Annotated in this window: 7 protein-coding genes; 1 reads left to right on the top strand and 6 read right to left on the bottom strand. The window is 40.3% G+C overall.

Going from position 1 to position 15,074, the window contains the following annotated elements; translation table 11 throughout:
- Window positions 1–465 precede the first annotated feature (465 nt).
- The 5 genes from B3E00_RS11350 to B3E00_RS11330 form a co-directional block, all read right to left on the bottom strand.
- Window positions 466–1,104 carry a hypothetical protein gene (locus B3E00_RS11350; protein WP_293938476.1) on the bottom strand — a complete coding sequence of 213 codons (639 nt, stop codon included), beginning with the start codon at window positions 1,102–1,104 and terminating at the stop codon, window positions 466–468.
- 301 nt (window positions 1,105–1,405) lie between these two features.
- Entirely contained in the window at window positions 1,406–2,680 is a 1,275-nt protein-coding gene (locus B3E00_RS11345) for a glycoside hydrolase family 88 protein (protein WP_293938474.1), read from the bottom strand.
- Window positions 2,681–2,724: 44 nt separating this feature from the next.
- On the bottom strand, window positions 2,725–3,990 hold the full coding sequence (locus B3E00_RS11340) for a DUF2264 domain-containing protein (protein WP_293938472.1): 1,266 nt from the start codon (window positions 3,988–3,990) through the stop codon (window positions 2,725–2,727).
- Window positions 3,991–4,100: 110 nt separating this feature from the next.
- Window positions 4,101–5,993 (bottom strand): RagB/SusD family nutrient uptake outer membrane protein, encoded by a 1,893-nt coding sequence (locus tag B3E00_RS11335; RefSeq protein ID WP_293887605.1) that lies wholly within the window; start codon window positions 5,991–5,993, stop codon window positions 4,101–4,103.
- 107 nt (window positions 5,994–6,100) lie between these two features.
- Entirely contained in the window at window positions 6,101–9,388 is a 3,288-nt protein-coding gene (locus B3E00_RS11330; protein ID WP_422663661.1) for a SusC/RagA family TonB-linked outer membrane protein, read from the bottom strand.
- A 196-nt stretch (window positions 9,389–9,584) separates the two neighbouring features.
- Between B3E00_RS11330 and B3E00_RS11325 the strand changes: the two genes are divergently transcribed.
- Complete coding sequence (locus B3E00_RS11325) at window positions 9,585–13,478, top strand: hybrid sensor histidine kinase/response regulator transcription factor (protein ID WP_293938468.1); 3,894 nt, start codon at window positions 9,585–9,587, stop codon at window positions 13,476–13,478.
- A gap of 128 nt (window positions 13,479–13,606) precedes the next feature.
- On the opposite strand, the gene B3E00_RS11320 is transcribed toward B3E00_RS11325, so the two are convergent.
- On the bottom strand, window positions 13,607–14,854 hold the full coding sequence (locus tag B3E00_RS11320) for a glycoside hydrolase family 88 protein (RefSeq protein WP_293881488.1): 1,248 nt from the start codon (window positions 14,852–14,854) through the stop codon (window positions 13,607–13,609).
- Window positions 14,855–15,074 lie beyond the last annotated feature (220 nt).

Genomic DNA, 15,074 nt, shown 5'->3' with positions numbered 1-15,074 from the left:
AGGTACGAGTTATTCTATTTTCTTTAACTAATATAAAGATATGTTTTCACAGGTATAGCGCTGAATACTTTTTCAATTCATCACTCAAATCTCGCACAAATTCCCTTGAATTAATAACGAATCCAGCCTTGGAATCGATATCTCTCGCCTTCATCTATATAGTCGCCGTCTCATTGACATCTGTATTAAATCCGAAGCAGGCACCCTACTTTTAGTTAACCAATCCAATAAAGAAGAAATTGCTAAGGGGGATGAGTTCCTGCTGCGCAATTGGAGCTACTACGGGTTGATCAAATAATCAAATACAAGGCCAGCATGGCTGGCATAAACGTTATCGTTGAATAATTCAAAAATGGCAAAGCTTTACATCATAAAGCCTTGCCATTAAACTTATCTTTAAGCATAACACTTTATCTTTAAGCATAACACTTTTCTAATCCAGCTTATGTATTCCGTCGAAAACAATTATATAACCCCACAATAAATGGAATTCGAAAAGTCGTCTTGGAGTGTATCCCATACACCGACATAAACATGGCAATCGAATGCTTTCTTGCTTATCTCCTCAACTTCAAATGAGCAGGAACCCTGATTTACATTGGCAATAGATATTTTCAACCGCGACTCGCCCTCTATGTCTATCAATCCCACATTGATTTTATATATACTACTTCTATATTCATCATCTACAGTCCAGCTAAGATCAATCCGATCGCCATCCAAACTTACTTGACAGTTAGCTAATGGGTTAAGCGGACCTGAAAACAGGAGGAGCTTTTCAGGATTCACAAAAGGCTTATTATCTTCACCTAATTCAAGAGTTTCTTTAAAAATGTGGCGCTGCGCCAATTGGAAAGCTCCTACACGACTTCCTTTTGTCGCGAGTGATTGATAACCAAACTCTAGAATTACTTTATTGGCGCCAGCAAACTTACCTGCAACTTTTTGTTTTTCTCTATTTAAAAGTTCGGCCTCGCTCGGCGGAGACGTTCGTTTTTTTCTTTTGCCGCCACGTACGACATTTTGGCCTTTCAATAGATAAGCACTCACCGAACCAAATTTCCCAACAATAGCACCGTTCGGACCATTTTGTAAAATTGCCATAAGATTTTTCTCCTTTTGTCTATAATTGATGGTATATAACTTATTACTAATATAACATCAAATTCCCCATTAAAAGAGGAGTAACACTACTTTTACAAAGTATTAACAGGGGGTTAACAGGGGTAATATCCCTGTTATCCCCCTGTTATCCCCCTGTTAACCCTCTATAAATCCCTTGTCAATATAGGAATTGGTGTTAAATTGGTAGTCATTTGAGCGCACGAGATGGATGTACGAAATAAGTACTTCACTTTTTCCACAGGATGTTAACAACTTTGTTGAAAACTCAATAATCCTCTCGTCAGGGCTTGATAACCTTCTCTCCACGGAGCAATCGGTCATACCGCACCAATGCCTCCACATAGTAGTAATCGGCATAGGTCAAGGGCACATCAACTTCTGTTTTATGTGGGATAGAACCGACACTATGTTTTAAAATATACCCTCCGGCTTCTTTATAGTCTGCTTTGTAGGGTTTAGCAGAAAGCGACCGCAGCATTTGTTCAGCCTTTGATATATAGAGCTGGCTTTCACTACCTGTTGTGTATTGTGCCAGTTCCAGCAGAGCCGAAGCGGTCACCGAAGCGGTCGATACATCACGAAGATCTTTCTGGCTATAATATTTACTATCCGGAGTAAGCTTGTTCTGGTCCATATCCCAATAAGGTATGAGATCTTTTGGAAGATTGGGATGATTCAGGTAAAACTGCGCAATATGTCGAGCGTGCTCCAAATACCTCCTGTCGCCGGTCTCGCGGTACATCATCGTATAACCATAAAGCCCCCAGGATTGCCCTCTGGCCCATGCAGACTCATCAAAAGCTCCTTGCGCAGTCTTTCTCGAAATAATACTTCCATCTTGCGGATTGTAATCCACGACATGGTAGGAACTATAATCTTTTCGGTAATGGTTGACCATCGTTGTATTGGCATGCTGCACCGCAATATCCCGATAACGCTGATCACCTGTCATCTTGGAAACTTCCGTCAAAAATTCCAGATTCATCATATTGTCGATGATCACCGGATAGGTCCAAGACTGGCCATCCCAGTTTTTGCCACCGTCCCATGAACGAATCGTTTTCGGTGCTTCATGGAAACGTGTTGCCAACGACGCTGCACCAGTACTTAAAATTCCTTTATAGGACACCGAATCACCCGTCAAGCGCAATGCATTCCCAAAGCTACAATACAACATGAAGCCCAAATCATGTGTTCCTTTGTTATATTTTTCTTTCTCCAGTTGCTTCAGTTTACTTTTGGCTTCCGTCAAAAGCTTTTCATCCTTGGTATACTCGTATAGATAAAGCACTGTACCGGGATAAAAGCCAGAGCACCACCAGCTCGAACCCCAATTTACATATTTGCCATCTTTATAGGTTGTAGGCATATCCGATTCACCGATCGATGCTGCGAGATAGGCGATTTGTTTGTGTGCATCTTCTAAATTGGAGCGGACAAATTCTTTGTCGAGCGCCAATTTCACCGCCGTCAAGTTCCGCTGACTGGAACAGGAGACTCCCTGCATTCCCAGCCCAATTATCAAAGCCCCCGTAATATAGTGTTGTATATTCATTTTATCCAGTCCTTAATCTTTTGCTTTTTTATTCCTTTTTCGTTTTAATAACTTACATAATAGTCCTTCGGAAATTGCTCGGCACGCCAGCATTTTTGGGAAGTCCATGGTTGTGGAGCACAGGTCCAGAACTCATCCTCTGCCGGTAACCCCAAGGGCAGGAAAGAAAGGGAGGCCACATACATTGAACCTGCATTTGTATAGTAATCTGCGAGATTGGATTGTTTATCACCTACCACGCCCATACGCAGCCATCCCGAGGGCGCAAAGGTTTTGTCAATATAAATATGACGAAGTATCGTGGTTAATGCAGCCCTGACCTGTCCTTTCGAAATGTCTTCAGGCAACTTATTTTCCAAAGCAACTGTTGCCAGCGGCTGGAATGCGGCATTCTTATACGTTGAGGAACGTCCAACAACGACATAATGGCCTTCCGGCGATATCATGCGTTCCAGATGATGCGCATAGCGCTGCATGCGTTTATAGGCCCGCTCATACATCTCCTTGTATTTTCCACCAGCTGGGATATTATGACGCAGCGACTCCACCTGCATACAATGGATCACATAACCATTGTAGTGGTCAAAACTAAAATGGGCACCATCACTATACCAGCCATCTCCCACATACCATTCCTGATCAAATTTATTGACCGCATAATCGATCTTTTCCCGTACACATTCCTCTCCTATGCTGTAAAGAAACGTTTCTGTCATTGCGGCAAACAGCAGCCAATTGCTCTCATTCGGCTTAATCTTGCGCAATAGTTTGAACTCTTCAACGACTCTTTTTTTAGTCACTTGGTTTAAAGGTTCCCATAAAGCTTTTGGAGCCCTCAAAAAAGCCAGTGCAAGATGCGCTGCATCCACAAGAGTCTGAGAGGAAGGTCCTCGCCAAGTAAAATAATCCGGAGATTTGGGGTCTACCCCATATTGTATACCGAGCAGCGCCTGTTCTCTCAATTTTTTTCGCAGTTTCCCTTCCTCAGTTAGGTCATCCGGTAGGGCCAACCAAGGTGCCATTCCGGCCAACAAGCGCCCGAAGGCTTCCAGATATCCCACTCCGGGATCCCTGCTATCAAAAGTTGGACTTACCTCCATCGGCATATTTTTACGCCACTGTTGTTTACTAATATTGCTCAATATGGGGGCTGCCATCTTATGTAAGATAGATACCCAATAAGCCCGGTCATTTTCGGTCAAATTTCTTTTATCGTCTAAATTGTCTGCTTTTGCTTCGATTGGTAAAGACGCCGTTAATACGCCTACTCCAGCTCCGCCTAACAATTTTAATAAGGATCTTCTCTTCATTGATAAGGGTTTATAAATTAAAAATATCTATTGTACATAAAAATACTAGCCGAAGTAAACCAATCGCCCCAGCAAACGGCTGCATGAGCGATTGATAACAAACTTCCACCTTAATAAATCCATCCTGGTGTCGGTTTCAGATTTCTATTTAATTCTATTTCAGCCTTTGGAACTGGCCAAGTGTACCATTGATCACCTATCCATTCATAAGTAGTACCTCCAGTGTTCTCACTACCTCCCCACGCATGTTGCGAAAATTTCTGATCAAACTTTGTCTCTTTCAGCGTCTTCCAACGCATTTCATCAAAAAAGTTAACGCCCTCCCCAATTAATTCACGACGTCGTTCATCTCGTACATAATTACGTGCATTAGTTTGATTTGAAAAAGAAGAAGCCATTGTTGGAATTCCAACTCGATCCCTGACTTGTTTTACTTTTGCCATAGCACCGGATAGGTCATTCATCTCTACTAATGCTTCTGCCCACATCAACAAAACATCGGCATAACGAATAATAGGCTCGTCTACCGGATTTTGCTCACGACGGGCATATTCTAATCCTTCGCCCACAAACTTACGATGGATATACTTAAACTCGGCCTGTGCATTTGCACTTCCCGAAGTATAATAAGTGCTGGGCAAACTAGTATTCAAATTGGGTTCAGCTCCAGATTGGTCTACATAATACTTACCAGTGACGGGGAATCTATAGGTATACACACCTGCAGCAGTAGAATTGCTATTTACGCCTTGAAAAGATGCATAAGGTGTCAAGACATTATAAGCTAACCTTGGATCTCTATTTGCGTAGGCTGCTTTCAGTCGCGCCTCATTACCTTCTGGCAGATAAAATGCCCGCGCAGTACTATTCAATTTATTTAATTCCGTATTGATTACTGTGGTCACTGTTGGGTGAACATCATTTCCATTAACTTTTTGATCTCGTATAAAAAAGACTTTTCTATTGGGAGCGCCTAAAGCATTTACTGTATTCCATTCAGGAATGTAATCCGACCAACTAAACGGACGGACAGTAGTTCCGTCAATAATTTCCTCATATAAATTGACCAAAGCTGGAGTTACTTGTAAATCTGTCCAACATCCTCGACTATCTTTTGCTCCCTGTTGAAACGCCGCTGTGTATTTCTGCACAGCTGAACCATATCCCGATGGTTCCTCAATATACTGAACGCTCAAAATCATCTCTTCACAACGTTCATTTGCTACTTTGAACAATTGCTTATAATTGGCGAAAAGTTTATAACCACTCTCACCAACCTTTGCAAAGTCAGCGACAGCCAAATCATATTTTTTTGTCATAAGATAAGCACGTCCACGTAATGCATAGGCCGCACCTTTACTTACTCTCCCCTCCCCTTGAATTTGATTGTTTGGCAAAGCGCTTTCATTGATTGCATCAGTCAAATCCTTAATAATAAGCGCCCAAACCTCTTCTTCTGAACTTTGGCCTTTATTACCTTCTGCTGGACTAATAGGCTCGGTGTAAATAGGAACACCCAAACCATTCCGGCCATACAGTTCATTAAGCCGCATGTAAAAGAATGCCCGCAAGACTTTGCATTCAGCGACCAGCTTATTCTTTTTTTGCTGATCCATCGCTGCATCTGGTATGTGAACTATAGCATCATTAGCACGATGTACCCCATCATACAACCATTTCCATTGGAATGAAAAATAGGAATTACTTGGATTAACGGCACTGGAAAAAAGGTTGTTTAAATTATATTCCCCTTGTCCAGTCATACCAAAGGCCTCATAAGCATAATACCCAATATTGGCAGAGGTCCCTACAATTCCATCACTTCTTACCGGACGTTGTAACGAATAATAAACGCCTATTACCCCCTGATCAACCAACGTTTCAGATGACCACATTGTTCCCGACGATATTTTGTCATTAGGTGTAAGGTCCAATATTTTTGTACAAGACGATAAAGAACTTGCTATACCAATTGCTATGACAGATTTTAATATTTTTTTCATCTCTATTTTTATTTTATTTGACTAAACAGCGTTTAAGACGAAGACGTTAGTCTAGTCTTACGCTATTGAAAACTCAAATTAACTCATCCTTCTGTTCGGAGATTAAGTTAAAAAGTTACCGATACCCCAGCGGAATATAGCTTCGCAATCGGATAAACGATCAGTGAACCGCCTAGTTCCGGATCCACTCCCGGAAAATCTTTATGTTTAAAAGTCAACAGGTTTTCTCCTGTTACAAATACCCTTAAGTCCTTAATTTTAGCTTGATTTATCCATTTCTTAGGAAATGTATAGCCTAATTGCAAAGACTTTAACTTTAAATACGAGGTATTGTACAAATAGAATGTATTAGCCTGCATGATTGAACTTGAGGAAAGCAAACGTGGATATTTACCATTGATATTTGCATTTGGATCTGTAGCAGGATCATAATTATCATAATCGCTATTTGCTCTTACGGCATCATAGGAATAGTATTTTGTCCAAGCGTCTGCTGGCAATTGGTCACCTGTATTCGCTAATATTGATCCGTTTGATCCACGCTCATTAATATAATGGTAAGAGCCAACGCGACCAGCCAACAACATATTTAGATCAAATCCTTTGTATGCGGCTGTCAGATTTAGGCCAAACACAAATTTGGCAACAGAAGACTTCCCGGTGAATTCACGGTCATCATCATTACCGTACTTACCATCACCATTCGCATCTGCCATAAGCATTTGTCCATACCAAATATTTGCTGCCCCAGGCCCCACTGAATTGTTATTGAAAGAATAGTTTGCGGCAATCATGGATTTTACCCATTCCAGGTCGGCTTTAGTACGAATCATTCCATCTGTAGGTCCTCCATTGGGATCTACACTTCCATCAGATTTCATATAAGTTCCAGTACCGGCGTAAGGCCTCCTCAAAAACCATTCATCAAGCATATGCTGTTCTACACGACGTTCGTTTCCTCCCGTAGATACATCGGCTAAATTCGTATAGCGCCAAGTTGGATTACCCCAAATATCGAGGGTCGATGGATCTTGCTCATACTTTAATGTGCCTTTAAAACCCGAAACTCTGTTCATGTTATAGGAAATATTACCATTTACGCCATACCTAAACTCTCCAATTTTATCGTTCCAACCCAGATTAAGCTCTATCCCTTTATTATTCATTGAAGCAGTATTGGACATCGGTGCTTTGATATTACCCATTGTCAAATAAATAATAGCTGCAGTTAAGATATCAGAAGTTTTTCGGGAATACATATCGGCCTCGACACTCAAACGACGATTTAAGAAACTGGCTTCTAACCCAACATTGTATGTCGTTAGCTTCTCCCATGATAAACTTAGATTTTGGATAGTTTGCTGAATAACCCCATTCGCAACCGACTCGTTAAATACATTATTCACTTTCTGATAAAGAGTCTGCCAATCGTAATTTCCACTTATCGTGTTTCCTAAAGTTCCATAGGACCCTCTAAGCTTTAAGTAGTTAACCGTTGTTTTGGCTGGATCAAAAAAACGTTCGTTACTGATAACCCAACCCGCCGAGAAAGANNAAGAAGGAAAAAATCCGGTGCGATGTCCTGGAGCAAACTTAGATGACGCATCCGAACGAAAGTTTCCTTCGAACAAATATTTACCATCATAGGCATAGTTTACCCGACCGAAATAAGAAACCATGGCATTTTCCGCCCTTGCATTATCTCTTTTATTGTCATCAGATCCACCAATGGATTCCATCGCTCCCCCCGAATTTATATCTGTTACACTCCAATCAAGTAATCCACGTTGAGTAGCATTAAAACCACTTGTCTTCGAGTAATATTGTTCATAACCTGCTAATCCACCAACATCGTGTTTTCCAAAAGTATGCGCATAACGCAACAATGCATTCGCTGTATAACTGGATGATTTATAAGAAAAACGGTAAGTTGTTGCCTGATCCAAATTTCCTATCCCCTCTTTAGGCTTCTCAAAGCTTTCTCTAAAACTATACCTCGGCAAATTTTGGGAATAATTTTCATCCTCACGCATATACTCACTGTAGTTAAACCGTGCTTCCGCGACAATCCCTTTCCATAGATCAGCATTGGCATACCATGTACTATTGATACGTGTGTAATTGTTTTCACCTCCATTTGACGCTACCTGTTGTAGAATATTATCCTTATTTGTTGTGTTGGGATCTTCACTTGAGCCATATTTTCCCTCATAAATTGGTGTCATTCCAGGAAAAGCTTGCAGCAAATAGGTCATTGAGGTGCTACCTGGCTGCTTATACTCCTTTGTAGCATAGGTTTGTGTTCCAAAAGTAATTCTATCCGCAATTTTTGTTTCCAAATTGGTCCGAATGTTGAATCTTTTCATTCCCGTATTTGCCAACGTTCCAGGATTATTTTGGTATCCGGCGGACATGAGATAAGAAGATTTATCACTCCCTCCAGTTACCGAAACACCATATCGTTGATAATATTGTGGTTGAAAGAGAACCTGTGCCCAATCTGTATTTGGATAAGCTAACCAATTTGGAATACTATTCCCAGTGATTGGATTTGTATAAGTCCCGTTAGGATCGGCATTTGCTTTACGCCAATCTTCAATAGTTGAAAGTGTATAGTCTGGAGATGTTGAAGTTGGGTTTGCATTCACTTTAGCGATATTGTGTAGTTCCATCCAATCCGCTGTACTCGACATAAACTTTAAATCAGTTTGTGCTTGTTCACGTGCATATAAAGCGTTGAATGTTATTTTAGGCGCTTCACCTTTCTTTCCTTTTTTGGTGGTCACGAGAATTACACCATTTGCAGCACGAGATCCATAAATCGCTGCCGAAGCCGCATCTTTCAAAATGGAAATATTTTCGATATCATCTGTATTTAATGGAACCATATCGGCCACTGCACCGTCAACAAGAATCAGCGGATCATTATTATTAAATGACCCAGTACCACGAACACGAATAGAAACAGACTCACTTCCAGGATTACCATTCCCCTGCGTAACACGTATACCCGGCGCCGTTCCACCTAAGGCCGCCGCAAGGTTCATAATTGGCCTATTGGTGAGCTTATCTGCACCAACAGTAGCGACAGATCCTGTCAAATTGACTTTTTTCTGTGTACCATAACCTACAACGACAACTTCATCAAGCGCCGAAGTATTTCTTTCTAGCGTAACATTAATGACCGAACGTCCTTTAGGATTGATTTCTTGATCCTGATATCCTATGTATGAGATCAAGATTGTACCATTTTCTGAAACAGAGAGGGTATACTGACCCACCTCATTTGTAGAAGTAGAAGCACTTCCACCCTTTTCTCGAATCGTTACACCAGATAAAGGTGCTCCTTGACTGTCTGTAATCCGCCCCGTAATTGAAATTTTCTGCTGTGCCATACTCGCACCCACAGTAAACATCATCATAGCAGACAGTCCAACTTTGTAAAACTTTGCCATACTTTAGGAAATTAGTTTTATAATAAAAATTGGTTGTTTAATAAGCCAAAGATGAGTCTATGAGCAAATTATGGGGGGTAAAAATCTTAAATATTTGGGGGTAAAATCTTAAATTTGACACAAAGACCCCATAACCATGAGCATACTACCTATCTTGTGCCGACAATTTCTGCTGTTGATATCCATCATTTCCTTTTGTTATGCCCAAGATCTTAAATTTGAGACACTAAGCCAGGATAATGTATTGGATAAACAAGCGATATTGACAATTGCTCAAGATAGACAGGGTAAACTTTGGTTTGGCGGCGGAGCCAACCTTTTTGTATACGACTCCCAGAATATCACTAATATTTTAGTGCAGGATACTGCTTTTAAAAAAGTAGATTATATTAATAAGATTGGTATCAATGCAAAGAATCACCTGTTTATCGCTACGGCAACTCAATTATTTATTTTTGACATCGACAAACGCAAAGCTGTATTGAAACAGGGAAAACCTTTTCAGGAAAAAATCGTCGTCACCGACATCCAATTTTTATCAGACCAAATATTTCTATGCACGGACAAGGGACTCTTTCTGGCAATACCGACCGCCGGGACCTACAATCTCCAAAAAATTCTGGACCGTCCCTATGTACAATCCATTATTCAAACCAGCCCCACTACTTATATAATAGCAAGTTACAAAGGCATTGAGTCTTTTTCTCTGCAAAATGATCAGATCTCCCATATCCGGAATCTAATGCTGCCCCCGCTCCCCTTAAGAGAACGTATTTTCAGTACCCTATATCTTCATCAAAATGTGCTTTGGCTTGGGACAAAATTGCATGGAATATTCCAATTTAACTTCACGGATAACACCTGGAATAATTTGAATGAAACCAATAGTAATCTATTGAGCAATAACGTCCGGAAAATTGTGCCGACAAAAAATGGTGAACTACTGATTGGTACCTTAAAAGGACTCTCAATCTTTAACGGATCGGCACAGTTCGTAAACTATAAACATAATACTTCCGTCAAAAACTCATTGAGCCAAAATTCGATCTACGATATTTTTATCGATCGGCAACAAATCACTTGGATAGGAACCTATTTTGGTGGAATAAATGCTATTTACCCCAATCTTATCCCCATACAGCATTATTCAACCCGTTCGCTTTTTGGTCTTCGACTCAATAGCGATATTGCCAGTAGTTTCGCAGAATCAGAAAACGCCTATTGGATCGGAACGGAGGAAGAAGGAATCAATAAAATTGACAAGCGAACAGAAGCCACCTCTCCATTATCACAATTGACCCAGTCGAATCTGATTAAGGACTTATACACAAAAGATAACAAAATCTACGCCGCACAATATGGTGGCGGTTATTCCATTATCGATGCCCAATCTGGAAATGCGCAACACTTTTATCTGGAAAAAGATCGCCTAAATCTCAAAAATAACATCTACAGTATTTACGTCGATCCTGCGCATCGTATTTACCTCGGAACCAATAAAGGACTCTACACCGTGGACCCAGGGAAACAGCCGCAATATAATCCCGTTTTAAAGACAGCTACAATCGATGATATACAAGCTGATGCTAAACAGTACATTTACTTTCTGAGCGGGGGTTCGCTTTTTCGAAGAAAACCTAATGACTCAAACATAAAAGCGATACAACAATTGGATACATTGACGGTAGGAGGATTTTATGTTCATCCGAATGGGGATATCTGGTTAACATCCAACCAATATTTATATCATTTTGATCAGCATAGTCACTTAACCAAGGTATCTTACTTTCCAAGCAACGCACTAGGTTGGCCCATCTATGTGAACAATAAGGTATGGCTTACCAGTAAAGATGGTCTCATTTGCTTTGATCCCGAGACAAAACATAGCTATCTGCTCAATCAATATGATGGTTTACCGGTTAAAAATCTTCTTGGAGCTAAGGTCTTCGCCAGCAAAACAGGAACATTATTTGTCACCACACTCAACGGTGTAATTTCCCTAGATACTCGAAAAATAACCTTCAATCAAAACATCCCCAATGTCCTCCTCCGAAATATCTTCCTCGAAGAGACTCCACTAAACTACGGAAGGATTCAGAAAATGGAAGATGCAAACAGCTATCAGCTCAGCCTCCGACACGATGAAAACTTTCTTACGATTAATTTCTCAGGTTCTAATTTCATCAAACCGCAAAAGAATAGGTATCGATACAAACTCGACGGTTTTGACAAGGATTGGATCGAAACAAGTAATCCTTCAATACGATATACGAATGTTCCAGTAGGTACACATAGACTGACCATATTCGCGAGTAACAATGATGGCATTTGGAGCAGTACACCGCTACGGATTAATATCGACATTCAACCTCCATTTTGGAGAACGTGGTGGGCCTATCTAATATATGCAGGATTATTTTCTCTGGGCGTACATCTGGTTATTAAGTTTGTTGTCGAAAGGAAGATGTTAATCAATTCGGAACGGGAGCAGGAAAAGAAAATAAAATTCTTCACGCAGATATCTCACGAAATTCGTACTCCGTTGACTTTGATTACTGCTCCGTTAGATGAAATTATATCAGAAACAGCTCATCTTACCGCTACCCAAAATAAAGTAAAACGAATAAAAAAGAATGCCAACAAACTCCTAGGAGTCATCAACGAATTACTCGACTTTAAAAAGTTCGACGACAAGCACTTTGTCCTGAAAAAAACGGACATCTCTTTTAGGGAATACATAGAAGACACCTTCTACCTATTAAATGATCTTGCCAAAGCAAAGCATCTCAACTATTACATCAGGCAGTTGGATTCCGTAGGCTTACAATCCATAGATACAATACAATTTGATAAAGTCATGTTCAACCTGCTGTCAAATGCGATCAAGTACACACCTGAACAAGGCACTGTTTATCTGGATTTGGTCGATAACAACCATACAATAACTATTAACATCGTCGATAATGGAATTGGGATCGCAAGCGATAACCAATTCAAAATATTTGAAGAGTACTATCGCGAAGAACAAGCTCAAGATGCAATAGGCACTGGAATCGGACTTGCGTTAACCAAACATATTGTACAACAGCACAAGGGGGATATCTGTTGCCTTACACAGGACGATGAAAAAGGAAAATGGACTGTGTTTACCATAAATCTACCGAAAGATCTTGGACACAAAACAGATAATCAGCCAGATACTCAGCTCATAGAGACTCCTGCAAAGGAAATAGAAGACGTTAGAGTACCAGCCCCAAGCATCCTTGATACCTCCGTTCAAAAAACTATTTTAATTGTTGAAGACAATAAAGAATTAATAGCAACAGTGGTGGGTCTGTTTCAAGATGCCTACACGATCATTACAGCTCACAATGGTGAAGAGGCTCTTTCGAGGGCATTGGAATATGTCCCCGATCTAATTATTTCGGATCTGATGATGCCTTATATGGATGGTGCTCAACTGTGCGAAGCCATTAAAAAAAATATAATCACTAGCCATATCCCATTCATCTTGCTGACCGCAGTTACTGATAGCAACACGCAGACTTTAGCGTTGGAAAACGGCGCAAATATCTATTTGACAAAGCCTTTTGATAATAAACAACTCTTTCTTTCTGCGCAAAATCTCCTCGCTATCAGTCAGGCGAAAAGTAAGGCGTTTCAGGTCAAGACCACTACTTTCGACAATGAACTTGATGCACAATTCATTTCCTCCTTAAATCAATTGATCGAAAAAAATCTTCAATCGGACGGTTTTGATGTCAATTTTATTTCTCGAACAATGGGGATGAGTGCGCCAATCCTCTATCGTAAGTTGAAAGCGATATCCAATTTATCGCTCAATAACTATGTGAAAATGTATAGGCTAAACAAAGCGAAAGAATTACTGAATTCGGCCATGAACATCAGTGAGGTTGCCTACGCTGTAGGATTTTCGGATAGAAAATACTTCAGTAAGGAATTTAAAAAACAGTTTGGACATAATCCATCAGAACAAACAGCAAATTCGAGCCAGACGACTAAATCTTAGGTATATTTTCAATGAACTCGCCATCCTGTTCCACAAAAAAGAGATGCTCAGAGCATCTCTTTTTGATCTATTCCGGAGTCATTAAAACGAGTTCATCTCCCAAGAATTTGCCTTATTTTTTGATCGCTTTATTTAGCAATCGCTTTAATCATTGGTTCACCATCCAATAAACGTTGATACCGCACCAAAGCCTCCACATAATAATAATCTGCATAGGTCAATGGGACATCGATTTCCGAATTCAAAGGTAGTGCTCCAACACTATGTTGCAAGATGTAACCCCCGTTTTGACCATAAGGAGCGAGATAGGGTGCCTTCGAAAGGCTTCTAAGAATCGTTTCCGCCTTATTAAAATAATCCAACGCTTCAGTTCCCTTTGTATATTGTGAGAGCTCCAATAATGCTGAAGCATATAATGCTGCCGCAGATACATCCCTTAGATCTCTGTTCGGATACATTTTATCCGACTTCGCAATTTTATCTTTATCAAAATCCCAATATGGAACCAAATCAGCAGGCAGATTTGGGTTGCTTAGTATGTATTTTGCGATTTGCTGTGCCTGCTTCAAGAATTCTTTCTTTTTTGTTTCACGATACATCATGGTATAACCGTATAGTGCCCATCCCTGTCCTCTTGCCCAGGCCGACTCATCAAATGCTCCTTGATGTGTCTTTTTTCCGATGGCCTTACCGGTCTTCTTATCATAATCGATCACATGGTAGGAACTATAATCTTTTCTGAAGTGGTTTTTCAAGGTTGTTTCAGCATGAGATACCGCAATATCATAGCATTTTTTATCTCCAGTCACCTTAGATACCTGTGTCAAAAACTCCAAATTCATCATATTATCAATGATTACCGGATATTGCCATGATCCATGATCCCAGGAACGGATCGCTTTGGTAATAGGACTATAGCGAGATGCCAAAGAATTCGCACCAGTGCTCAATATGGGTATATACTTTAGCGTATCACCGGTAAGACGAAGCGCATTACCAAAACTACAGAAAAGCATAAAACCCAAATCATGTGTGCCTTTGTTGTTCTTTTCTTTCTCCAGATACGTCAATTTTTCTGTTGCTTTCTCCAATAATGCTTTTTCTTTGGTGCCTTCATATAGATACAATAACGTCCCTGGATAGAAACCCGAGCACCACCAGCTCGAAGAAGAAAATACGTGTTCACCCTGCTCAAAGGTTTTCGGAAATTTTTCTGCAGGAGTTTCTGCCGCAAGAACCTTTATCTGATTCGCAGCAGCGTCCAGCTGTTCCTGAATAAAGGCTTTGGACAAATTCGGTTTTACTGTTTGCGCCTGAACAATCGGGCATATGCCCAACGCGGCTAATACTAACACAAAAGATTGATTTAGTTTCATTATCTATTAGATTTTTAGTCAGTCGATGCCCGCGAATCAATTCGATCGGACATAATTCCCTTTCTCCCTAACACAAATTGAATTGATTAACAAATCATGGAAGTGCAGTTTCTAGCTACATCCATATGATTTTACAACCTATTCTACAATCCAAAAAATTGGTGTTCTTGAATTCATTTTTTAGGATTTGCTATCAGAGTGACAATAAAGATGCTGCAAT

This window comes from Sphingobacterium sp. UBA5996, from assembly GCF_002429765.1.
Classification (GTDB): domain Bacteria; phylum Bacteroidota; class Bacteroidia; order Sphingobacteriales; family Sphingobacteriaceae; genus Sphingobacterium.
Note: the sequence above shows the minus strand (reverse complement) of the source record. Positions and strands in the feature narration are given on the sequence as shown.